We start from the raw sequence: 22,698 nt of genomic DNA, 5'->3' as shown, positions 1-22,698 counted from the left end.
ACCGAAGGCTCTTCCTCTGTTCATTTTTATCAAAAAACCGTAAGCTGGTAGCTAACCCCCTATTGCTATCAATACGGAAAGATAAAGATGACTGTAAATTCAGCTTCCTACCTCCCCCCTAATCAATTTAGTACTCATGACCTTGAACTTAATTTATTAAGACAACATGTCGATGATTTCGATCAGTGGCTGGAAGAGGCTTTCAACCAAGGTAAAGATGTTGTCGACCTTATTCACTTGCGAAGTGATTACCTTGATGCGTTACTCACTCGATTATGGCAATCCTTTCAATTTGATAAGCAGCCTGATATGTCACTAATCGCCGTTGGGGGTTACGGGCGCCATGAACTACATCCACTTTCTGACATTGATATTTTAGTTTTAAGTAAAAAACCGCTTCCAGAACACATCGCTAACGAAATTGGGCAATTTATCACTCTATTATGGGATTTGCGGTTTGATATCGGCCACAGCGTCCGTTCCCTCGCTGAATGCATTGAAGCCGGAAATGCAGACCTAACCACCGCAACTAATCTCATTGAATCACGGTTAATTTGTGGTGATGTCGCCCTGTTTTTACAATTACAAAAAACTATTTTTAGCGATGATTTTTGGCCTTCCGCGGTCTTTTTTGCTGCAAAAATTGAAGAACAACAAGAACGCCATCAACGCTACCATAGCACTAGCTATAATTTAGAACCCGATATTAAAAGTAGCCCTGGGGGATTACGGGATATCCATACCTTACTATGGGTCGGGCGGCGTCATTTTGGTGCAACCACCGTCGATGAAATGGTAGGTTTTGGTTTTCTCACTGAAGAAGAGCGCCAAGAACTCAAAGAGTGCCTAATATTTTTATGGAAAATTCGCTTTGCGCTCCATTTAGTGGTGAAACGTCATGATAATCGCCTGCTATTTGACCGCCAGTTTAGTGTGGCTCGGTTACTGGGTTATGAAGGCGAAAAAAACCAACCCGTTGAACGAATGATGAAAGATTTTTATCGCGTCACTCGCCGTGTTCGGGAACTCAATCAAATGCTATTGCAGTTATTTGATGAAGCTATTTTAACGCTTAACCCCAACGAAAAGCCCCGTCCTATTGATTCTCTATTCCAATTACGTGGATCATTGATTGACGTTATTGATGAAGAGTTATTTATCAAGCAGCCAGCCGCTATTTTAAAAATGTTTTACCAAATGGCTCGCTACCCAAATATTACAGGGATCTATTCCACTACTTTACGGCAACTACGTTATGCGCGGCGCAACCTTTCAGTGCCATTATGTGAAATCCCTGAAGCCCGAAAACTGTTTATCAAAATTCTACGCCACCCTCGCGCCATCAAAGGTGCATTTGTCCCAATGCACCTTCATAGTGTACTGAGCGCTTATACCCCACTCTGGAGCAATATCGTTGGTCAAATGCAGTTCGACCTATTTCATGCATATACCGTTGATGAACACACTATTCGCGTACTGCAAAAAATTGATAGCTTTACGTTAGAAGAAAATCGTCGTGATCATCCACTGTGTGTCAGTGTTTATCCCAAATTATTGCAACCTGAACTTTTACGATTAGCTGCCATTTTTCACGATATAGCTAAAGGCCGATCAGGAGATCATTCCGACCTTGGCTCTGATTTTGTTTATGATTTTGCCTTACTGCATGATTTTTCTGTCAAAGAAGCTGAATTAGCTTCATGGTTGGTTAAAAACCACTTATTGATGTCGGTGACAGCTCAACGGCGTGATATTCAAGACCCCGATGTCATTAAACAATTTGCAGGGGAAGTTAAAACTGTTTCACGGCTTAACTACTTGATGTGTTTAACGGTTGCAGACATTTGCGCGACAAATAGCACACTGTGGAATAGCTGGAAACAAAGTTTAATTCGTGAACTTTTTTTATCTACAGAGCATCAATTAAATCAAGGCATGCAGAGCACCCCTGACTTACGCGAACGCATTCGTCATCATCGTTATCAAGCTTTATCATTACTACGCCAATCATCAATTGATGAAGAAAAACTGCAGGGGTTATGGTCCCGCTGCCATGCCGATTATTTTTTACGTCATACGCCATCCCAATTAGCATGGCATGCTAAGCACTTACTAGCCCATGATTTGAGCCAGCCTTTGGTATTAATCAGCACACAACCTAAACATGGCGGAACAGAAATTTTTATTTGGTGCCATGATAAACCCCATTTATTTGCCGCTGTCGCCAGCGAATTGGATCGGCGAAATTTAAGCATTCACAGTGCTCAAATTTTTACTAACAAAGACAATATGGCCATGGATACCTTCGTCGTTCTTGAGCCTAACGGTAGTCCTCTGTCCAAAGACAGATACGACCACATCCGAAAAATGTTGTTATTAGCCGTTCAGCAACCAGAAATATCACTGCCTAAGCCACGTACTCTGCCGTCAAAATTACGTCACTTTACCGTGCCAACAAAAGTCAATTTTCTACATTCCACCAACGACCGTCGCACCTATATGGAACTGTTCGCCTTAGATCAACCAGGTTTATTGGCTCGCATCGGTCATATTTTTGCTCAAATGGAAATTTCTCTATATGGCGCACGCATCACGACAATTGGCGAAAAAGTGGAAGATTTCTTTGTTTTAGCTGATAAGGAACACAAAGCGTTGACTAAAAATATGCAACAAGAGTTATCAGAAAGGTTGACAGAGGCCCTAAAATCGAAGGATAAAATATAGCGTCCATCACATTTTTATGGTGAACGTTCACTTTTTATAACATTCAAGAGGAAAATACAATCAATGCAGCATTTACAAGCGATCATTGAACAAGCGTTCGAAGAGCGAGCCAGTATCACACCAAATACGGTATCAAACTCAGTAAAACAAGCCGTGTTAGATACCATTGCATTACTCGATAGCGGAGAATTACGTGTAGCTGAGAAAATTGCCGGTGTTTGGGTTACCCATCAATGGCTGAAAAAAGCTGTTTTGTTATCATTTCGCATTCAAGATAACCAAGTGATTGACGGTGCAGAAAGCCGTTATTTCGATAAAGTTCCAATGAAATTTGCGGATTATGACCAAGCTCGCTTCGAAAAAGAAGGCTTCCGAGTTGTTCCTCCTGCCGCTGTTCGTAAAGGCGCTTATATCGCTAAAAATAGCGTATTAATGCCGTCATATGTCAATATTGGTGCTTACGTCGATGAAGGCACAATGGTAGATACATGGGCAACCGTTGGTTCATGTGCACAGATAGGTAAAAACGTGCATTTATCTGGTGGTGTAGGGATCGGTGGCGTATTAGAGCCATTGCAAGCTAACCCAACAATTATTGAAGACAACTGCTTTATTGGTGCTCGTTCTGAAGTGGTCGAAGGGGTGATTGTTGAAGAGGGTTCCGTCATTTCAATGGGTGTTTATCTGGGGCAAAGCACCAAAATCTATGACCGTGAAACAGGTGAAATTCATTACGGCCGAGTCCCTGCTGGCTCCGTAGTTGTTTCAGGTAATTTGCCATCTAAAGATGGTCGCTACAGCCTGTATTGCGCCGTCATTGTAAAAAAAGTTGATGAGAAAACTCGCGGTAAAGTGGGTATTAATGAATTATTAAGAACGATTGATGAGTAATTAAACGCCTAAAATCTCACGCCAAACCTGTTACTGGTTTTTATAATAAACTTTTATAGTGAGCCACTGTAATTAGGTTAAAAAACTAAAGCTATCCCGAATCGCATACCCCCGTATGCAACTCGGGTGGCCATATCAGTGTTACCTTTTAATATTAGCGCATTAATTGCAAAGAGAAGTTTGTCAATTTCTACAAATCGCGCATAATATGTCCGTGGCTTTTGCCGTTTACCTCTAATAAAACTGTATTATTTTATTTTTCATTATAATGATGCTGTTTGTGTAATAACATCATTATATCTATCACCCAAACGAATGGGATAGATAGCTTATTAACGAGAAATAGACCGATATTGTTACGGCCTGCTCACACTATCACTTTGTTCACCGACTCTGTCTCTACAGTAAAGCGAGCTAACATGTACGATAATTTGAAAAGTTTAGGCATCAGTAACCCTCAAGATATTGACCGCTACACCTTACGCCAAGAAGCGAATAATGACATTTTAAAAATTTATTTTCGCAAAGATAAAGGGGAGTTTTTCGCTAAAAGCGTAAAATTTAAATACCCACGCCAGCGTAAAACTATTGCGGATGGTAATAATAATTTCAAAGAAATTAATGAAATTAACACTAACCTACGTTACGCCATTGAAGAACTAGATCAAATTTGCCAAACAGATCAAACTGACATTGATTTAAAACACAAAATTCTCGATGACTTACGCCATCTTGAACATGTGGTTTCAAATAAGATCGCAGAAATTGAAGCAGATCTAGAAAAATTGGCCCGTAAATAATTTACAGGTGAAATGATTAATTTACTGCGCCGTAGCACTGCCAATATTTATCATTAATATAGGTAATACTACGGTGCAGACATTTAAAGCAGCTCCGCCCATGCTTCAACCCAAGGCTTAGCAAACTCCTCAGGAACATCCACCTCAATTGCATCAATAAATAAAATATCGCCAATACGGGTCGCTGATTGTTCAGCTAACAGTTCATCGAAACGAATACCTGCGCCACAAAAACTTTCATAGCTGCTATCACCTAAAGCAATTATTCCGTAACGTAAATCAGGTTGATAACCGACAACATCTTTGATTTCACTATATAACGGAGCGATGGTGTCAGGTATATCCCCTTGCCCTGTAGACGAAGTCACAATAAGTGCAATTTCATTACCTGAATTATAAAGTTGCCAATCGCTCAAGGTGGGCTCATCAAAAACAACCACTTCATGCCCTTGCTGCTCTAAAATTTCTTGTGCCGTTTCCGCAACAGCTAAAGAGTTACCATAGACAGTTCCAACAAAAATGCCTATTTTTGACATAACATTCCCTCTATTTCATAGTTAACTTGATGAGTTAATAACGTTTATCCCTAATTTTGCAACTGTATCTGACCATCCAAATTGCTCAATTAATGATAACCATTGTGTATCCCACGTAGCCACTAACGATATATTTTCTTTTGTTATTGGGTGATTTAAATTTAATAAGCTGGCATGTAACATCAGGCGAGACACTGAAAAATGCGTATTCACCCCTCGGTTTTGGCGTAAGTCTCCATGCTTGCTATCACCAATAATAGGGTGACGAAGATGAGACATATGCCTTCTCAATTGATGTTTACGGCCAGTTTCAGGTTTTAACTCAACTAAACTAAATCTTGATGTTTCATATCGCCCAATCGCAATAGCGCATTCAACTGTCGCTATCGGTTTACAGTGGGTAACGCATTCCTGTAAAACAGGTTCACGTGATGCATGTTTATCCGCAATTTTATCTAACTCTTCTAATAGCGGGTAATCGATGGTTTGCTCTTCGGTTAAATAACCGCGAACGACAGCGTGATACACTTTTTCTAACTGATGGTTTTCAAATTGAGCCGATAACAGCCTTGCGACGTCACTCGATAACGCAAATAGTAATATACCTGACGTCGGCCTATCGAGGCGATGAATGGGGTAAACATACTGGCCAATTTGGTCACGCAGTGTCTGCATCACAAATACGGTTTCTTTACTGTCCAGCCAACTGCGATGCACTAACATACCAGCAGGCTTATTAACCGCTACCATATATTCATCGTGATAAATAATTTCCAGCATCAATAAATTACCCGCAGGTCTTAGTGGAGAAAAAACCATCTAACTCACGCAAATAATTGATAAGTAGAGTATATTGTTCTTCTTCATCATGCTTATACGCTTCTTCAAAATAAGGAGCGACCGCAAAATTAGTTGGCAGCGTAGCCCCTTGTTCAATTAACATTTGTAGACGAGGTATTAAAATCCACTGCAGCCACTCTATAGCCTCCATCGTATCAATACAAAAAGGCTCTACGCTGTTAAAAGCCTCGGGTGAAGGTGGTTGTTCATTCCAAAGAGATTTTAATTTCATTTCCTCTTCTAAGTGACGAAGTTTCTCAATAATACGTTGTTCAATATTCATACTTAAACTCATTTAGTGATGGCTGCAGCAAATATACGGTATTTTCTATCATAATTCTGTCGGATACATGGGGTTAAGCCTCAGCAAATACAAGTTTATTTATTTTGCATATCGATAATAATTATTATCGTAGCTATTAATCGAACAACTCATTTAATAAGATTCGTTTATATTTTGTTGCAGATAGCACATGTAAGATTAAATGTTTTATCAATTTAGTACTTACAGAATAATTAACAACAAAATGGTTTATCTATGGGACGACTAAAACAGTGGCGCAAGGAAAATAAAGTCTGGAAAGCTTTAAACTCTAACTATATTGAATTAAAAAGAAAAATACGCATTTCAAAGCTGCCTTCGTCACAATATCAGCATTATCAAGTTATGTGCCAAAACTACCGTAGTGCGCAATTTTCTTCAGTTATTGAAGGCGTTCCTCATTTTATCGAACGCCCTATAAATAAGTATCTACATAAAAGCTGGAGCGGAAAGCAAAAACTATCAACCGCCAGCTACACGATCAATTTAATTGAAAGTACATTCAAGCCCGAAGCTATTGAAGCTATGTTTTCTGCTAAGCGAGAAGGGCTTCTCGTGGCAAACATTGAATTAAAATCAGGAGAGTTCGCTCAATTAACATTGATTTACTCTCAATACCCTCGAGAAGGCGACCTCACTTTACACTTGAGAAATGAGACCGGTGACGATATTTATTTAATGAGTTTTTCCTTCGGCCCAGAAGGACAATTGTACGTGTGCTCTTTGCAAGGCCCTTCCACTGAACAAAGTGTCGATCAAGTTAGGTTGATAACTAAGCAAATGCACGGTATGAGGCCCAAAAATTTATTAATGTCAGCGGTTTATGCAGTAGCAGCCTTCTTTGATGTAAAATCAATATTAGGAATTTCAAACCAGTGTCATATTAAGAGCCAGCATTTGAAATCAAGCTATGATACGTTTTGGCAAGAATGCGGTGCCACGAAAACACCTGATGGTTGGTTCCAATTACCTATTCAAGAACCCGTACGAGATATAGAGTCAGTGAAAAGCCAGCGTCGTGCTGAATTTCGCCGCCGAGAAGCGCTCCGAGATTCCATGACCCAAGATATTATTGCTTCGCTAACTAAAAATTCAATTAGATTAGAACATTGATTTAAATAAATTAAAGTATCTTTAATTTTTTCACATCACTCCGCTACAATAGGTATTAACTAAAAAAGCCAGTCAACCGAAGCTGACTGGCTCATACTTTAAAATTTACGCATCCTGCTAATGACTTCCCGTCATTCAACATCCTGTTGATTAAAACAAATTTATAGATTTATCACCTAATCGCGTTCCATCGCCTTGTTTTAAACAATTTTTACACCTTACATGAAGGTATAAAAAGCTAAACGAGTTTACCCTGTCCAGCGCGATAAGAATGCATTAAATCTATTAATGAAACAACCTAGCAAAATAAACAATAACACGGTAAAAATACGCAAAAAGTACAAACCAGATAGTAACGCCATGAAATCAAAAGTTAAATAATTATCATTACAATATAAAGAACATTTTTTAAGAAATTACTTAGCTTAATTGTAGGCATTTACTTACACAAGCCCGCTTAAAAACACTTACCCCTGAGGCTCAACAACAACCACTAGCTCATCGAGAAAACTTGTTAAATTCGAAGAAAGTACACGCCTTTCCTGACTACCAAATTTTTCTAATATAATTTCCCCCGTGAGATTACACATTGATATCATTTCAATCTCTGATTCCAACGTTGCAATGAATAACGTGGGTGATAGTTTTAAACGCTTTTGAGTCACTAAATGACCAATTAAATTTTCTTGCAAACGAATGAAATCATCTTCATTCCACACCTGTACTAAACTCAACGTAATATCACGAAATGTGGCTTTCATATCGCCAGCAAGCTGTGCAGTATAAAAAGCATGGATATCACCTTGTAAATTAATCTCCAATGCTGTCGCAACTTTATCTAAGCTCGCATCCTTTATTGGAAATGGTTGAGGTTCCCAGTAAACCCAGTTTTCACCTGTGCGGACAATACATGGCGATGGAATACCATATAAGTCTGTTGAGGCGGGAGGTAACCCCGTTTGTTGGTGCCATTGTGAAACATATTTCTGAGTAAAATTATGTAGTGCGGCAGAATGTGAAGTATTCATAATTATGTGTTTTTTGTCGTCAATTTAAAGAGAAAGGCGTCAATGTTGTCGATAAATGGTATTATGACAGAAGTTCACAGACGAAGAAAATATCCCAATTTTACCTATTAGCCTCATTTTCAGTTTATGAAGTATAAGGACCTATATGTCACACTACCAGAATAATCCCGCACTTAATAATTTAACTCTTGGAAAGAAAACGGATTATCATGATCAGTATGATGCCACATTATTACAAGCTGTCCCTCGTAGCTTAAATCGTGACCCTTTAGCCATTCACGCTAAAGCACTTCCATTTCACGGTGCTGACATTTGGACAATGTATGAGCTTTCATGGCTAAATCAGCGCGGTGTTCCCCAAGTAGCAATCGGCTCGATTAGTGTTGATGCAAATAGCGAAAACTTAATTGAATCTAAGAGCTTTAAGCTTTACCTAAATAGTTTTAACCAAACACGTTTTGAAACTTGGGAAAATGTGCGAAGCGCTTTGCAAAATGATTTATGCCGCTGTGCTAATGGCCAAGTAAGCGTTACACTTCATAAATTAGAGCACTTTGCTCATCAACCTATCCAGCCATTACTTGGCGAATGTATTGATGAACAAGAGATTGATATTGATAATTATGAGTTTAATCGAGATTATTTGGCGAATAGCACCCAGCAACAAGTTGTTGACGAAACGTTAGTGAGCCATTTATTAAAATCAAACTGTTTAATTACCAACCAACCTGACTGGGGCTCTGTGCAGATCCACTATTGTGGACCCAAAATTGATCGTGAAGCCTTATTACGCTACTTGGTCTCATTTCGCCATCATAATGAGTTTCACGAACAATGCGTTGAACGCATTTTCACTGATATTATGCAATTGTGTAAACCTGAAAAATTAAGTGTTTATGCACGCTATACTCGCCGTGGAGGGCTTGATATAAACCCATGGCGTAGTAATGAAGAATTTACGCCAGAACTAGGTCGTTTATCACGACAATAAGTATATATAGTTGAAAAGTAAGTGTAATTAATACATTTGCAGTACAATTCACATATCAAGAACCCATGGGGTAAAGGAGTACTACTTGATTACTCATATCAGTCCATTAGGATCTATGGATCTACTCTCTCAACTTGAAGTTGATATGCTAAAACGCACGGCCAGTAGCGATTTGTACCAATTATTTCGAAATTGTTCTTTAGCCGTTTTGCATTCAGGCAGCTTAACTGATAGCAGTAAAGAGCTATTAGAAAAAAGTAAAGATTTTGATATCAATGTATTACGCCGTGAGCGTGGCGTTAAGCTTGAACTTATCGACCCACCAGAAAAAGCTTTTGTTGATGGTAAAATTATTCGCACCTTACAAGCAAACCTATTTGCCGTATTGCGTGACATTCTATTCGTCCATGCGCAAATTACGCATGCCAAAGAACAATTTAATTTAGACCTCGAAAATGGCACACATATTACCAATATGATTTTCTCTATCTTGCGTAATGCCCGAGCCCTGCATATCGATGAAGACCCGAGTATGATTGTTTGCTGGGGCGGCCACTCAATTAATGAAATTGAGTACCAATATGGCCGTAAGGTAGGTAATGAGCTTGGGTTGCGTGAGCTAAATATCTGTACAGGCTGTGGCCCGGGTGCTATGGAAGCACCGATGAAAGGTGCAGCAGTTGGCCATGCACAACAACAATACAAAAATAGCCGTTTTATCGGCTTAACTGAGCCTTCAATTATCGCCGCTGAGCCACCAAACCCATTAGTGAACGAACTCATCATTATGCCTGATATCGAAAAACGTTTAGAGGCATTCGTTCGATTAGGTCATGGGATTATTATTTTCCCAGGAGGTGTCGGTACCGCCGAAGAGTTACTGTATTTATTGGGTATTTTAATGGACCCAGCCAACAGTGAACAAGTTCTACCACTGATTTTAACGGGCCCAAAAGAAAGTGCGGAATACTTTGAAGTATTAGACGACTTTATTCGACACACTTTAGGTGATGAAGCCAGTAAGCATTACCAAATTATTATTGATGATGCTCAAGAAGTCGCTCGTGTAATGAAACGCAGCATGCCACAAGTTAAAGAAAATCGCCGTAGCACAGGTGATGCCTATAGCTTCAACTGGTCAATTAAAATTGCTCACGATTTACAACATCCATTCGAACCAACGCATGAAAATATGGCATCACTGAACCTCCACCCAGGGCAAGCACCTGAGAAACTGGCTTCAGATTTACGCCGCGCTTTCTCCGGTATTGTGGCTGGTAACGTGAAGGAATTTGGTATGAAAGCCATCGAAAAACATGGGCCATTCAAAATTCACGGCGATAGTGAGCTAATGAAGCGTATGGATGTGTTATTACAAGGCTTCGTTGAGCAACATCGTATGAAATTACCGGGTGGTACGGCATACGAACCTTGCTATGAAATCGTGAAATAAGTAAATGTTGGCGTATTTATGATCCACTTATTAATTATTGATGCATTAAACTTAATACGCCGTATCCACGCGGTGCAAGGAAGCCCGTGTGGAGAAACTTGTTTATCTGCAATATCGCAGTTGATCGCCCATACTGATGCCACGCACATTGTTGCAGTATTTGATGAAGAAGGACGTCACCAAAGCTGGCGCCATGAAAAACTCCCCGATTATAAAGCGGGGCGACAACCTATGCCTGAAGATCTGCATGCTGAACTCCCCACCCTAATAGCCTTATTTAAAGAAAAAGGGGTTCACTGCTGGCAGTCTGAAGGGGATGAAGCCGATGATTTAGCCGCTACCTTAGCAACACGCATTGCGGGATCGGGGCACACAGTTACCATCGTATCCACAGACAAAGGTTACTGCCAACTACTTTCCCCTAACTTAAGAATTCGCGATTATTTTCAAAAGCGCTGGCTAGATATCCCTTTTATCGAAAAGGAATTTGGCGTTTCTCCTAATCAACTTCCTGATTATTGGGGGCTTGCAGGGATCAGTAGTAGTAAAGTTCCCGGTGTTGCAGGGATTGGTCCTAAAAGTGCCACGACACTATTGCAACAATATCACTCTATTGAAAATATATTTGCCAATTTAGATAACCTTGAAGAGAAATGGCAGAAAAAGCTCATCAATCAGCAGGGAATTGCATTGATTTGCCGAGATATTGCGACTTTAAGAACCGATATCCCGATACGAGGGAATCTGAATCAGTTGCGTTATGCATCCAACTAATAGAAAACAGAAAAGCCACTTAATGATGAAGTGGCTTTTTTATTAACTGATTCTATAAATTAATAATACTCACGTGCCATTGGATTTGCCGACCATATCCTCATCACATGTACAGTTACTTCTTCGCGGTCATGATAAAGCTGTTTAGCTTGAATCAACACATTAACACCTTGCTCTTTAAGCTGTGTTTTCATCTTTTCTAAGATATGTGAAACTTCTTCATAGCGCTTTTTCATCGGCAATTTTAAGTTAAAAATGGCCTCTCGGCACCAACCTTGAGCAAGCCAATCAGTCATTAGCGCAGCAACTTTAGCTGGTTTTTCAACCATATCGCAGACTAACCAAGTAATATTATGGGAAGTAGGCTTAAATTTAAAACCATCTTCACGGTGATGCTTAACTTGCCCTGTATCCATAAGGCTTTCCGCCATTGGGCCGTTATCTACAGCATCCACCATCATACTGCGTTTCACTAATTGATAAGTCCATCCCCCTGGGCATGCACCAAGATCGACAGCTTTCATCCCACTTGCTAGACGTTCTTCCCATTCTTCATAAGGAATGAAGACGTGGAAAGCTTCCTCAAGTTTTAAGGTTGAACGGCTCGGTGCATCTGATGGGAATTTTAACCTTGGGATCCCCATATAGAAATTTGAACTATTATTGGTATACGAATACCCGGTATAGCAGCAACCAGGGGCAATAAAGAACACATGAATAACGGGCCGCTTAAAGTTTTCGAGTGGCAATAAGATTTTTTCTTTACGTAATGCATTACGCAAAGGTACCGTAAACTTGCGGCAAAACTTCAAGAGTTCTTTCGATTCATTGGTATCAGCAACTTCAACACGGAGATCTCCTGCCCGCACAACTTGCTGACTCAATGCATTTACAATCGGGGTAATACGGTCTTCAGGCGGTAAATCCTTAAGTAAATCCCCTATTACAATCATTTGACGAGCAAAAATTAATTCTCGAAAAGGCAACGTTCGTGCGAGTTTGTCCGCATCTTCTGCTTGGTAGCACTCAAAAATAACATAACCACTGTTTTCTTTTACGCGGGCAAAACCATAAATTTCTTTTTGCCCTGCTTTATCTGTAATTTCTGCTGCACATTCTTTTTCAAAGCCTGGACGGCAATATAGTGCAATTTTATTACTCATTGCGTGACGCCGATTTCCTTAGACGCATAGCGCCAATAACCACTAACAGCCAACCAATTAGGAAACATACACCACCTATTGGCGTAAAATAAGAGAAGTATTTTACCTGCAATAGTGCCATACAATAAAGGCTACCGCTAAAAAGAAGTATCCCAACAGAGAAAAACACACCTGACCAATAGAACCACAGAATTATTTTACGTAATAAAATTGCCCCTAGCACCATTAGTGCAACAGTATGCAACATTTGATAACGTAGCCCTATTTCAATCCAGTCCATTTGATGGACACTCATAATTGACGATAACGCATGTGAACCAATAGCTCCAAAAGCAACAGTAAAGAAGCCACTAATTCCTGCAAAAATTAACATCAAACGACTATTCACAGTAACACCTTTTATTTAAATACTTGATTACTGAATAAGCGCCACATCTTGGTCACCCGTAATAAAACCTAATTTTTCTTGTTCACTTGCCGCCTGCCCAAGAATCCATTGGCGAAATGCAGCTATTTTGCCTAAATCTGCCTGATTTTCTTGGCAAACTAAGTAGAATGCATTTTTACTAACTAACACCTCACTAAAGGGACAAACTAAGCGCCCTGCGTCAATTTCATTTTTAGCCATAACATTATTCGTCAGTGCAACTCCCTGACCATGAACAGCAGCTTGAATAACCATCGCACTATGACTAAAAATGGGACCTTGCTGTACATTAACGACATTTTGTAACTCTAGTTGCTTAACATATGCTTGCCAGTCTCTTCGTGAAGAATCGTGAAGTAACGTATGTTTTGCTAAATCTTCAGGAATTTTTAGTTGGCTATCTCCAGTTAATAAAGATGGTGAACATACCGGCATTAAATATTCAGCATAAAGCCTATCTGTTCTTAGCCCTGGCCAATTACCTTTACCGTAGAAAATAGCGACATCAACGTCATCTGCCAATTTATCTTCTTCTCTATCTACAGCTTGGATCCGCACATCAATTCCTGGATAGGCCTGGTTAAAGCCTGAAAGCCTTGGCACCAGCCACTGAATCGCAAAACTTGGGGATAAACTAACCGTTAATGCCCCTTTTGCACTTCTGGCTTGTAACTTACGCGTTGCCTCGTTTAAAGAAGAGAAAATCTCTTTAATATCAAGGTAATAACTTTGACCTTCTTCTGTCAATAACAATGATCGGTTGCGCCGACGGAATAATTTCAGCCCAAGGAAATCTTCCAAACTTTTCATTTGGTGGCTAACGGCCGCTTGAGTTACAAATAATTCTTCTGCTGCCTTAGTAAAACTTAAATGACGAGCAGCAGCATCAAAGACTCTCAGTGCATTTAGGGGCGGTAATCTTTTAGACATAATCACTTCTACTTGGCATCTTGTTATGCATTAGTTTTTTTCATCCGAAGCATTATAATTTGTCCCTTGAGGATACGCTAGTAAATACCTATAGTATGCACACTTCCTAAGCCGGAACGAAAAGTTACAGAGTTTAGTTACTTTGAAACTTTTGGCTTTGTGGTTGTGATGTTGTGTTTGCAAGTTGTCTGGTTGAACCAGACCTTTGTAGCTTTAGCTACTGTTTTTTCACTTCCTGTACATTTACCCTGTCTGTCCATAGTGATTTTATATAGTGCACCGCCAACGCGCGGTGCTTTTTTTTTACTCTTTTTTTAATGCTATTTCAGTATTTACTTAAGCAATTTAACTTAATAAATACAAATAACTATAGATAATTGTAAGTGTACCGAAAAAACTTTCAGTAAGATATTTAAGATAAATCTTGAAAATTATTTACTAAGTACTTAAAAAAATAAATTTATAAACAAAAGGCATTGCATTGCAACGCAAAACACTGAATCATCTTGAAACCACATCTAGAAGAATTGCTAACAATTAATACCAAACGTAACAAAATATTTCAATGGCTAGATTAAAAAATGATAAGTTTAAATTAATCAGAAAGTAACTATAAATGTACTAATAAATGTACAATCAACTAATACCGCACTCAGTAAAATCAAAACACATTGAAATTTTGACTAAAAAGAAAATACTCATGGATCATTTTAGCGCCACCACATTTCGCCTCACCTTCCCAGCGATAGACTCATCAACACTATTTTTTGATAGTGCGGCAACGGCATTAAAGCCTATCGCCATGATCAATGCATCTAATGACTATTATCGCTTGTCGGGCAGTTCGGTATATCGAGGGCAGTCATCTGAATCATTGAAATTAACACGTGATTATGAGCAGGGGCGAATCCGTGCTGCAAAATATATTCATGCTTCCAGTGAAAAAAATATTATTTGGACACGCGGAACAACTGAGTCAATTAATTTAATTACACAAGGTTATTTTCGCTCAACATTAAAACCTGACGATGAAATTATTGTCAGTGAAATAGAACATCATTCAAATTTATTACCTTGGATTATGCTTTCACAGCAAACTGGCGCAAAAATTATAAAATGGCCGGTTGAAAAGAACCTGACATTGAGTCTTGATGTACTCCAATCTAAATTATCTGAAAAAACGAAAGTCATCGCTATCACTCAAATGTCCAATGTAACTGGCTATCAACCCGATATACAAACGGTGACTCAGCTCGCTCACCAAGTAGGAGCTTTAGTCGTTGTTGATGGCGCACAAGGTGTCGTTCATAGCCCGATTAATGTCAGTGAGCTGAATATTGATTTCTATGCATTTTCAGCACATAAGTTATATGGGCCAACTGGGCTTGGAGTTTGCTACGCCAAAACAGAACTTTTAGAGCAAATGACCCCTTGGCATGGTGGAGGGAAAATGTTGACCCACGTCACATTTGACGATTTCACTCTTGCACCTATTCCACAACGATTCGAAGCCGGAACACCGAATATTGCAGGGGTAATTGCCTTTTCTGCTACCCTAGAGTGGCTGGAAGGAATAAAATTAACACTAGCAGAAACATATACTTGCTCACTAATCGAATATGCCACTAAAAAACTATCGGCACTTCCCGGCTTTATTCGCTATAGTGTGCCTGATTCTCCTTTGCTATCATTTAACTTCAAAGATATTCACCATAGTGATCTAGGTGCCCTCTTGACCGAACAAAATATTGCATTACGCTATGGTCAACATTGCACCCAACCATTAATGGATGCATTAAATATCAGTGGCTGCTTGCGTATCTCAATGATGCCGTACAACAACCGGGAAGACGTCGATAAATTTATCGATGCAGTCACCGTTTCACTTTCTATACTCAATGAATAAATCAATAAAGGAAGCCTAATGACTTCGACTAACCATGAACTTGCTCCGCACCCATTCGGTACAGAGATTAAAATTCAAGAAATAGTTGAACAGTTTTCCACACATAAAGCATGGGAAGATAAATACCGTTTATTAATTCAATTTGCGAGAAAATTGCCGGCGCTGTCTGATGATGAAAAGCTGCAAACTCAAGAGGTTAAAGGCTGTGAAAACCGAGTTTGGATTGGAGCACTTCTCAATGATGATGAAACATTTCATTTTTATGGGGATAGTGAAGGCCGAGTGGTGAAAGGGTTATTTACCATTTTGTTAGCGGCAATAGAGCAAAAAACAGCGAAAGAAATCATGGAAATTGATTTTAATAACTTATTAGCTCAAACCGGCTTACCTAGCCAGCTCAGCGAATCCCGCCAAAATGGTATTCAATCACTCATTACGGCAATTCAAAATATTGCCAATGAAATGACACCTGCGTAATTCATTGAATGAGGCTATCTATCGCAATAGCCTCATTCACTTTACTGCTGTTCCATTTCCCGTTGTGATTTTGCTATCATCTTTTTAAGTGCATGTGAGACAGCAATAAACCCAAAACTGGCTGTAACCATAGTCACCGCACCAAAGCCTGAAGCGCAGTCCATACGCTTAGAGCCATCCGCAGTGCTTTTTGCCGCACACACAGTGCCATCACTTTGCGGATAAACAAGCTGTTCAGTAGAAAAAACACAGTCAATCCCGAGCTTTCCTTTGCCATTTTTAACAACGTTAAAATCGGATTTTAAGCGTTCCCGCAACTTAGCGGCTAAAGGGTCTTGAACCGTTTTAGCTAGGTCTGTCACTTGAATCTGTGTTGGGTCGATTTGTCCACCAGCCCCACCTGTGGTGATAATGGGTATTTTAAAGCGTCTACAATACGCTAACAACGCAGCTTTAGGCCTTACACTATCAATGGCATCAATGACATAATCAAACCCCGTGCTAAGGTAGTGAGCGACATTATCAACAGTAATAAAATCATCAATAACATTCACTACACATTCGGGGTTAATTTCTAAAATACGATTTTTCATCACATCAACTTTTGGTTGCCCAACTGTCGACTTGATGGCATGTAATTGGCGATTGGTATTAGTCACACAAATATCATCCATATCAATTAATGTGATATGCCCAATACCTGAACGAGCAAGCGCCTCCGCGGCCCACACGCCTACCCCACCAATGCCAATGACACAAATGTGGGAACGTGCAAAAAGATGAAGAGCATGTTGCCCATATAAACGCCCGATCCCAGCAAAACGCTGCATCCAAGCATCAGAAAGCTTAGCTTGCATAATAACGAACAACCTCAGTTAAAACTGTAACTACATTGAACCAAATAGCGGCTGGCTTTTTTTCAGCACCCAAACTCGCCCGTAATGGTTATAAAAACCGGCCATTTTTCCGGCTTCATGGCCTATACCGTGGTAAATATCAAAATGATGCCCTTTAATCGCACCACCAACATCCAAGGCTACCATCATACGCATTTCGTACTGCCCCGTAAATTTCCCATTATTATCTAACACAGGGATCTCCGCGAGTAAGGCTGTTCCCGGTGGAATGAGAGTTTTATCTGATGCAACAGATGCTTTAGCAATTAAAGGAACCGCACTTGCGCCTCTAACAGGGACAAATGATTGCGGTTTAAAAAATACAAATGACGGATTTTCTTCTAATAGCTGGCGAACTTCTTGCTCGCTATGCTGATTCGTCCAATCATGGATAGCTTGTAATGACATTTGGCTCAGAGGAACTTCACCGCGGTCTACCAGCACTTTTCCGATACTTTTATAGGCGTGACCATTTTTACCTGCATAACCAAAGAAATTCAGTGGGCTGCCATCCCCAAAATCAACATAACCACTTCCCTGAACTTCCATCATAAAATTTTCAACCGGCGAATTACTATAAGCTAAAATTAAATGATCACTCAGGGCACCATTATAAATTGCCGCTCGGCTAGGTAAGCGTGTTTTTCCTTTTGGCGGCATACCGTACAACGGATAACGAAATTCACCTTGAGCCATACGGCGCGCCTCGATCACAGGCGTGTAATACCCTGTAAATTGTACGTTTCCATAATTATCAGCGCCTTCCATTTGGAAAGCGGTTAAATTGAAATTTGCCAATTGAGCCGGGTTCCCCCCCGCCATCAACCAGTTTTCTATAGCATGATAGGTATCGTTGTTATTTTTAAACAATCGCGGTGATGCATTTTTAATTTCATTAACTTGTTGATTAAAATCTGGCGCATTTATTGGTCGCCCCTGTACATTCACTTGATTTACTTTCTGTAAATCTTGTACTAAGCGACCATCTTTATATTGTTGGCCTTTATCCGTTGGATGGGTTTGGCATCCAGCTAATAAGGAAAGAAATACGCTGGTTACTAACCATTTTTTTACTATTTGTTTATTGACGATTTTTGTTAGCCCTATATTCATGCTCTACCACCCAAATAAATCCAACAATCCAATATGAAGCGCACAATAGCAAACCCAATTAGGGAATGAAACGTGTAAATATATTTAGTTAGGTTATTTTCCTCTCTCTACTCACTAAAGAGCAAAAAACAGCCAGACAGAACAGATTTTGTTCTGTAAATGCTAAATTTTGGAAAAAAAACACGAAAAAACTTGCATCAGATCTCATCCCGAGTATAGTGCCCGCATCGGACGCGGGGTGGAGCAGCTTGGTAGCTCGTCGGGCTCATAACCCGAAGGTCGTTGGTTCAAATCCAGCCCCCGCAACCAATTACTGATTAAATCAGTAAAGTAACAAAAAATCTGCAGTATAAAGTCGTAAAAATTCAGTCGCGGGATGGAGCAGCATGGTAGCTCGTCGGGCTCATAACCCGAAGGTCGTTGGTTCAAATCCAGCTCCCGCAACCAATTTTTTACCTCTTCAGTCGCGGGGTGGAGCAGCATGGTAGCTCGTCGGGCTCATAACCCGAAGGTCGTTGGTTCAAATCCAGCCCCCGCAACCAATTCTTTCAAATACCCTTTCTAATTCAATTACCTTTTTAGTACCACTATAATAAATTCTATTTTTACCCATCGATAAAAACAAAAAAGGCGACTCACACACGTTTATCACCTTTCTTTATTTTAATCTGATTTAAATTAATTAGTTGCGAATTGCTAATGCACCGCCATTACGGAAATAAGCTTTTACCCCTTCAAAAATGGATTCTGCCATTTGTTGTTGGAATTTAGCTGTTTTCAATTTCCGCTCTTCTTCTAAATTACTAATAAAAGCAGTTTCAACGAGAATTGATGGGATCTCTGGAGCCTTCAACACTGCGAACCCGGCTTGGTCAACTCTGTTTTTATGCAACTTGTTAACTTTTCCCATCCGTTTTAGTACTTCGTCACCAAATTTCAAACTGTCGTTAATCGTCGCTGTTTGCACGAGATCAAACATCGTATGGTCGAGATACACATCTCCACTTTTACTCACACCGCCCACTAAGTCCGCTTCGTTTTGTGTTTGTGCTAGGTAGCGAGCCGTATTACTGGTCGCACCTTTCGTTGATAACGCAAAAACAGAAGAACCGCGGGCTGAACGGTTAGTAAACGCATCTGCATGAATTGAAACGAATAAATCAGCCTGCATTTTACGTGCTTTCGCCACTCGGACTTTTAACGGAATAAAGACATCTTCATTACGAGTCATATAGGAACGCATTTTAGGGTCTTTATCTATCAAAGCTTTTAAGCGCCGTGCGATCTGTAAAACCACATCTTTTTCACGTGTCTTATATTTGCCTATCGCACCAGGGTCTTCACCACCATGCCCTGGGTCGATCATAATAATAATGGGGCGATCCGTCCCTGCTTTTCCAGGCTTCTTCGCTTGAGCAGGCATGCTTTCCTCAAGATCACCTTTATTATAATCCTCAAGTAATGCCAATAGAGGATCATCATTGGTGTCAACACCTTTACCTGGATAAAAATCAAGAACTAAGCGGTGCTTAAATTCCGCAACAGGGGCCATCGAGAAGAATTGAGGACTAACTTTATTTTTAACTTCAAATACCAAGCGAACCGTTTTCGGATCAAATTGCCCAACTCTAACCAGTTTAAGGTAAGGATCACGTGTTTGAATTTGGGTTCCCATATCCTTTAATACATTATTTAACTGCACCCCTTCAAGATCGACCACAATACGCTCAGGGTTATTAAGCACAAACTGGCGGTACTTCAATGGAGTACTAGATTCCAATGTTACCCGGGTATAGCTGGATGCAGGCCAAATGCGCACAGCCACCACGCTGCTACTCGCAGAAAAACCGAATGGGCTAATGCTCAGTAACATAACTGCAGCTGCGCCCTGAATAAAACGACGCTTCGATGGGTTGTGATCTTGGTGACTCATCAATAATTCCGAACCTAGAACTGAAAAATAAAGTGATTTTAGGATAATTGCTAATAACTAGACTTGAAATACGCACTCTAACTAATCATTTGCACTCTGTCATTAAGAATATATCAAAGCATCTATAGAGTTACATTAATGAGTATAACCTAATCATACCGAGAGAAAATATTTGTGAGTGACTTTCTGTGTCAATTTTATGCAATTTAATTTTCGTAGAGTATATCTAGTTAAATTTAGAGATATGTAAACGATAAAAATAAAAATGTTACTTTTTTTATCCCATCTTTTACTTGATATTTCCCAACAAAAAGAATAAAAATACATTATTAACGAATAAAAATTCAATTAAGAGGGTTGTTATGAAAGAGCGCAGCACCGAGTTGGTTGATGAGTTTCGCCATTCGGTCCCTTATATAAACGCCCACCGCGGCAAAACATTCATTATTATGCTTGGTGGTGAAGCGATTGCGCATGAAAATTTTCCTAGTATTGTCAATGATATAGGATTATTGCATAGTTTAGGCATCCGAATTATTGTCGTTTATGGTGCTAGGCCTCAAATTGAGGATATCTTAGCTGAACACAAATATGATGCGGTTTATCATAAACATACTCGCGTAACAGATGCGAATACACTTGAATATGTAAAACAAGCTTCTGGAGCTTTACAATTAGATATCACGGCTCGGTTATCTATGAGCTTAGGTAATACCCCGCTTCAAGGCGCACATATTAATGTGGTTAGTGGTAATTTCGTTATTGCTCAACCTCTAGGGGTTGATGATGGCATTGATTATTGCCACAGCGGAAGAATCCGACGTATTAATGAAGAAGCCATTAATAATCAGTTAGATAATGGTTCCATTGTGTTGATTGGGCCGGTTGCAGTCTCAGTCACAGGAGAAAGTTTTAATCTGACCTCTGAAGAAATTGCAACTCAATTAGCAGTAAAAATGAAAGCGGAAAAACTGATCGGTTTTTGCTCCTCACAAGGTGTAGTAGATAAAGAAGGCAATATTTTGTCTGAATTATTCCCAAATGAAGCAGAAAACCGTATTCAAGAGCTGGAATCTGAGGGCGATTACTACTCAGGAACCGTGCGTTTTCTACGTGGAGCCGCAAAAGCTTGTCGCCGGGGTGTCCGCCGTAGCCACCTATTGAGCTACCAAGAAAATGGTTCTTTAATTCAAGAATTATTCTCTCGCGATGGTATTGGTACCCAAATAGTCATGGAAAGCGCGGAACAAATCCGCCGTGCAAACATTAATGATATTGGTGGAATATTAGAACTTATTCGCCCATTAGAGCAGCAAGGGATTTTAGTTAGACGTTCACGTGAGCAATTAGAAATGGAAATTGATAAATTTACCATTATTGAACGTGATAACTTAGTCATCGCTTGCGCTGCGCTTTACCCTTACCCAGAAGAAAAATTAGGTGAAATGGCATGTGTCGCTGTTCATCCTGATTACCGTAGTTCATCTAGGGGAGAGGAGTTACTGCACCGTATTGCCGTACAAGCAAAACAATTTGGTTTAGACAAGCTATTTGTACTAACAACTCGTAGCATCCATTGGTTTCAAGAGCGTGGTTTTACCCCCGCGGAGATTGAGATGTTACCAATGAAAAAACAGGCTTTATATAATTACCAGCGCCGCTCTAAAATATTGATTTTAGATTTAAAAAACCAAGCTGATAAGTAAATATTAGAGTATTCAAAATGATTACTATTTAGCCAATTACTTTAACCCCAAACTATACAAGGATGCATAGTTTGGGCTATGGCTTTAACACAAATGAATAGCCACTAAGCTATCTGAATAACCCTTGCTTTTTCACACAAAGGAATGGAGTCTAAATGCGGCTGTATTGCAGCTTTCATCTCAGCGAAAGAAGTACCATAAAAATAAAATGCCGTTTCTGTCGGGCCATCCCAGACCCCGTGAATACTCCCAATATCTTCCACTGCTTCATCTAGAGTATCGAATACTTCATTGATATCCCCATTTTCATAAACGTCATCAGCGAGCTCTGTCCCGTTGAAATAAATAGCCATGCCTTCATCTGAGCCAAAATCGATTCGAACATCTTCGCCATGAATGAATAAACGAGAGCCCTTTGGAGCTAACATTGAAGAAAAAAGTTGAATAATTAAACTGATATTTTCGTCACTAGCTTCTTCAAGTGCTATTTCTATATCGCATTCTTGCGCTTCGCCATTATCACTTAATAATGTTCCACCACCTGTAACATGGATATTTTTACCCATGCTTTTCATGACTTCATTAAATGCATCTTCTAAATCACCACGCCTAATCGGTTCAAGTCTTGCATTTAATGTTACTGTAATTGCCGTCATTGCTTGCTGGTTATCCATC

General features: G+C 39.8%; 21 protein-coding genes and 3 tRNA genes. 13 read left to right on the top strand and 11 right to left on the bottom strand.

The annotated features are described in order from the left end of the window. Window positions 1-87: 87 nt before the first annotated feature. From glnD to PSE83_RS16605, 3 genes are all read left to right on the top strand, one after another. Window positions 88-2,724, top strand: coding sequence for a bifunctional uridylyltransferase/uridylyl-removing protein GlnD (gene glnD / locus PSE83_RS16615; protein WP_144141030.1), 2,637 nt, complete (start codon window positions 88-90; stop codon window positions 2,722-2,724). Between the two features lie 63 nt (window positions 2,725-2,787). Further along, complete coding sequence (dapD, locus tag PSE83_RS16610) at window positions 2,788-3,615, top strand: 2,3,4,5-tetrahydropyridine-2,6-dicarboxylate N-succinyltransferase (RefSeq protein ID WP_004257518.1); 828 nt, start codon at window positions 2,788-2,790, stop codon at window positions 3,613-3,615. Between the two features lie 419 nt (window positions 3,616-4,034). Then, window positions 4,035-4,415, top strand: coding sequence for a DUF3461 family protein (locus tag PSE83_RS16605; RefSeq protein ID WP_004257520.1), 381 nt, complete (start codon window positions 4,035-4,037; stop codon window positions 4,413-4,415). Between the two features lie 83 nt (window positions 4,416-4,498). Here PSE83_RS16605 and PSE83_RS16600 read toward each other — a convergent pair whose 3' ends face one another. From PSE83_RS16600 to PSE83_RS16590, 3 genes are read right to left on the bottom strand one after another with little or no spacing between them, the layout of a single operon-like run. Further along, a complete protein-coding gene (locus PSE83_RS16600; protein ID WP_004257522.1) occupies window positions 4,499-4,951 on the bottom strand; it encodes a flavodoxin in 453 nt (150 codons plus the stop codon). Window positions 4,952-4,972: 21 nt separating this feature from the next. Then, window positions 4,973-5,731, bottom strand: a complete 759-nt coding sequence (gene truC, locus PSE83_RS16595) for a tRNA pseudouridine(65) synthase TruC (RefSeq protein ID WP_004257524.1) — start codon at window positions 5,729-5,731, stop codon at window positions 4,973-4,975. 7 nt (window positions 5,732-5,738) lie between these two features. Beyond that, a complete protein-coding gene (locus tag PSE83_RS16590) occupies window positions 5,739-6,074 on the bottom strand; it encodes a YqcC family protein (RefSeq protein ID WP_004257526.1) in 336 nt (111 codons plus the stop codon). 255 nt (window positions 6,075-6,329) lie between these two features. Between PSE83_RS16590 and PSE83_RS16585 the strand changes: the two genes are divergently transcribed. Then, window positions 6,330-7,226 (top strand): DUF535 family protein, encoded by an 897-nt coding sequence (locus tag PSE83_RS16585; protein WP_164565448.1) that lies wholly within the window; start codon window positions 6,330-6,332, stop codon window positions 7,224-7,226. A 467-nt stretch (window positions 7,227-7,693) separates the two neighbouring features. Here the strand turns inward: PSE83_RS16585 and syd are convergent, their stop codons facing one another. Continuing rightward, window positions 7,694-8,254, bottom strand: coding sequence for a SecY-interacting protein (syd, locus tag PSE83_RS16580; RefSeq protein WP_004257535.1), 561 nt, complete (start codon window positions 8,252-8,254; stop codon window positions 7,694-7,696). A gap of 145 nt (window positions 8,255-8,399) precedes the next feature. Between syd and queF the strand changes: the two genes are divergently transcribed. From queF to xni, 3 genes are all read left to right on the top strand, one after another. Further along, on the top strand, window positions 8,400-9,245 hold the full coding sequence (queF, locus tag PSE83_RS16575; protein WP_096864085.1) for an NADPH-dependent 7-cyano-7-deazaguanine reductase QueF: 846 nt from the start codon (window positions 8,400-8,402) through the stop codon (window positions 9,243-9,245). 85 nt (window positions 9,246-9,330) lie between these two features. Then, window positions 9,331-10,698 carry a nucleotide 5'-monophosphate nucleosidase PpnN gene (gene ppnN / locus PSE83_RS16570; protein WP_036957994.1) on the top strand — a complete coding sequence of 456 codons (1,368 nt, stop codon included), beginning with the start codon at window positions 9,331-9,333 and terminating at the stop codon, window positions 10,696-10,698. Between the two features lie 18 nt (window positions 10,699-10,716). Beyond that, window positions 10,717-11,472 carry a flap endonuclease Xni gene (xni, locus tag PSE83_RS16565; protein ID WP_272660996.1) on the top strand — a complete coding sequence of 252 codons (756 nt, stop codon included), beginning with the start codon at window positions 10,717-10,719 and terminating at the stop codon, window positions 11,470-11,472. A 59-nt stretch (window positions 11,473-11,531) separates the two neighbouring features. On the opposite strand, the gene rlmM is transcribed toward xni, so the two are convergent. The 3 genes from rlmM to PSE83_RS16550 are packed head-to-tail and all read right to left on the bottom strand — an operon-like array spanning window position 11,532 to window position 13,992. Continuing rightward, a complete protein-coding gene (rlmM, locus tag PSE83_RS16560; RefSeq protein WP_004257556.1) occupies window positions 11,532-12,635 on the bottom strand; it encodes a 23S rRNA (cytidine(2498)-2'-O)-methyltransferase RlmM in 1,104 nt (367 codons plus the stop codon). Continuing rightward, the gene (locus PSE83_RS16555; RefSeq protein WP_004908716.1) at window positions 12,628-13,023 is read right to left on the bottom strand and encodes a DUF423 domain-containing protein; all 396 of its coding nucleotides are present in this window, start codon (window positions 13,021-13,023) and stop codon (window positions 12,628-12,630) included. The genes rlmM and PSE83_RS16555 overlap by 8 nt, the downstream gene beginning before the upstream one ends. Window positions 13,024-13,050: 27 nt before the next feature. Beyond that, window positions 13,051-13,992, bottom strand: a complete 942-nt coding sequence (locus PSE83_RS16550; RefSeq protein ID WP_004257564.1) for a transcriptional regulator GcvA — start codon at window positions 13,990-13,992, stop codon at window positions 13,051-13,053. A gap of 700 nt (window positions 13,993-14,692) precedes the next feature. Between PSE83_RS16550 and csdA the strand changes: the two genes are divergently transcribed. Continuing rightward, window positions 14,693-15,898: a cysteine desulfurase CsdA gene (gene csdA / locus PSE83_RS16545; RefSeq protein WP_136134313.1), complete on the top strand. Its 1,206-nt coding sequence runs from the start codon at window positions 14,693-14,695 to the stop codon at window positions 15,896-15,898. An 18-nt stretch (window positions 15,899-15,916) separates the two neighbouring features. After that, a complete protein-coding gene (gene csdE / locus PSE83_RS16540) occupies window positions 15,917-16,375 on the top strand; it encodes a cysteine desulfurase sulfur acceptor subunit CsdE (protein WP_004257574.1) in 459 nt (152 codons plus the stop codon). A gap of 41 nt (window positions 16,376-16,416) precedes the next feature. Here the strand turns inward: csdE and tcdA are convergent, their stop codons facing one another. After that, the gene (gene tcdA / locus PSE83_RS16535; protein ID WP_004257579.1) at window positions 16,417-17,232 is read right to left on the bottom strand and encodes a tRNA cyclic N6-threonylcarbamoyladenosine(37) synthase TcdA; all 816 of its coding nucleotides are present in this window, start codon (window positions 17,230-17,232) and stop codon (window positions 16,417-16,419) included. A 30-nt stretch (window positions 17,233-17,262) separates the two neighbouring features. Beyond that, window positions 17,263-18,384 carry a murein transglycosylase A gene (mltA, locus tag PSE83_RS16530; RefSeq protein ID WP_004257581.1) on the bottom strand — a complete coding sequence of 374 codons (1,122 nt, stop codon included), beginning with the start codon at window positions 18,382-18,384 and terminating at the stop codon, window positions 17,263-17,265. 232 nt (window positions 18,385-18,616) lie between these two features. On the opposite strand from mltA, the gene PSE83_RS16525 reads away from it, so the two are divergent. From PSE83_RS16525 to PSE83_RS16515, 3 genes are all read left to right on the top strand, one after another. Beyond that, window positions 18,617-18,693, top strand: a tRNA-Met gene (locus PSE83_RS16525). A 61-nt stretch (window positions 18,694-18,754) separates the two neighbouring features. Continuing rightward, window positions 18,755-18,831: transfer RNA gene (locus PSE83_RS16520), tRNA-Met, on the top strand. An 18-nt stretch (window positions 18,832-18,849) separates the two neighbouring features. Beyond that, window positions 18,850-18,926 (top strand) — tRNA-Met (locus PSE83_RS16515). Between the two features lie 140 nt (window positions 18,927-19,066). Here the strand turns inward: PSE83_RS16515 and amiC are convergent. Then, a complete protein-coding gene (gene amiC, locus PSE83_RS16510) occupies window positions 19,067-20,317 on the bottom strand; it encodes an N-acetylmuramoyl-L-alanine amidase AmiC (RefSeq protein ID WP_004257585.1) in 1,251 nt (416 codons plus the stop codon). 362 nt (window positions 20,318-20,679) lie between these two features. On the opposite strand from amiC, the gene argA reads away from it, so the two are divergent. Next, entirely contained in the window at window positions 20,680-22,023 is a 1,344-nt protein-coding gene (gene argA, locus PSE83_RS16505; RefSeq protein WP_036957996.1) for an amino-acid N-acetyltransferase, read from the top strand. A 104-nt stretch (window positions 22,024-22,127) separates the two neighbouring features. Here the strand turns inward: argA and PSE83_RS16500 are convergent, their stop codons facing one another. After that, entirely contained in the window at window positions 22,128-22,697 is a 570-nt protein-coding gene (locus PSE83_RS16500; RefSeq protein WP_094961122.1) for a hypothetical protein, read from the bottom strand. Window position 22,698 lies beyond the last annotated feature (1 nt).

The sequence above is a fragment of the Providencia sp. PROV150 genome (genome assembly GCF_028481025.1).
In the GTDB taxonomy this organism is placed as follows: Bacteria; Pseudomonadota; Gammaproteobacteria; order Enterobacterales; family Enterobacteriaceae; genus Providencia; species Providencia hangzhouensis.
Note: the sequence above shows the minus strand (reverse complement) of the source record. Positions and strands in the feature narration are given on the sequence as shown.

Bases quoted from the DNA above. Each gene is read 5' to 3' on its own strand.
- glnD (WP_144141030.1), top strand. From the start codon at position 88: ATGACTGTAAATTCAGCTTCCTACCTCCCCCCTAATCAATTTAGTACT.
- dapD (WP_004257518.1), top strand. From the start codon at position 2,788: ATGCAGCATTTACAAGCGATCATTGAACAAGCGTTCGAAGAGCGAGCC.
- PSE83_RS16605 (WP_004257520.1), top strand. From the start codon at position 4,035: ATGTACGATAATTTGAAAAGTTTAGGCATCAGTAACCCTCAAGATATT.
- PSE83_RS16600 (WP_004257522.1), bottom strand. From the start codon at position 4,951: ATGTCAAAAATAGGCATTTTTGTTGGAACTGTCTATGGTAACTCTTTA.
- truC (WP_004257524.1), bottom strand. From the start codon at position 5,731: ATGCTGGAAATTATTTATCACGATGAATATATGGTAGCGGTTAATAAG.
- PSE83_RS16590 (WP_004257526.1), bottom strand. From the start codon at position 6,074: ATGAATATTGAACAACGTATTATTGAGAAACTTCGTCACTTAGAAGAG.
- PSE83_RS16585 (WP_164565448.1), top strand. From the start codon at position 6,330: ATGGGACGACTAAAACAGTGGCGCAAGGAAAATAAAGTCTGGAAAGCT.
- syd (WP_004257535.1), bottom strand. From the start codon at position 8,254: ATGAATACTTCACATTCTGCCGCACTACATAATTTTACTCAGAAATAT.
- queF (WP_096864085.1), top strand. From the start codon at position 8,400: ATGTCACACTACCAGAATAATCCCGCACTTAATAATTTAACTCTTGGA.
- xni (WP_272660996.1), top strand. From the start codon at position 10,717: ATGATCCACTTATTAATTATTGATGCATTAAACTTAATACGCCGTATC.
- rlmM (WP_004257556.1), bottom strand. From the start codon at position 12,635: ATGAGTAATAAAATTGCACTATATTGCCGTCCAGGCTTTGAAAAAGAA.
- PSE83_RS16550 (WP_004257564.1), bottom strand. From the start codon at position 13,992: ATGTCTAAAAGATTACCGCCCCTAAATGCACTGAGAGTCTTTGATGCT.
- csdA (WP_136134313.1), top strand. From the start codon at position 14,693: ATGGATCATTTTAGCGCCACCACATTTCGCCTCACCTTCCCAGCGATA.
- csdE (WP_004257574.1), top strand. From the start codon at position 15,917: ATGACTTCGACTAACCATGAACTTGCTCCGCACCCATTCGGTACAGAG.
- tcdA (WP_004257579.1), bottom strand. From the start codon at position 17,232: ATGCAAGCTAAGCTTTCTGATGCTTGGATGCAGCGTTTTGCTGGGATC.
- mltA (WP_004257581.1), bottom strand. From the start codon at position 18,384: ATGAATATAGGGCTAACAAAAATCGTCAATAAACAAATAGTAAAAAAA.
- amiC (WP_004257585.1), bottom strand. From the start codon at position 20,317: ATGAGTCACCAAGATCACAACCCATCGAAGCGTCGTTTTATTCAGGGC.
- argA (WP_036957996.1), top strand. From the start codon at position 20,680: ATGAAAGAGCGCAGCACCGAGTTGGTTGATGAGTTTCGCCATTCGGTC.
- PSE83_RS16500 (WP_094961122.1), bottom strand. From the start codon at position 22,697: ATGGATAACCAGCAAGCAATGACGGCAATTACAGTAACATTAAATGCA.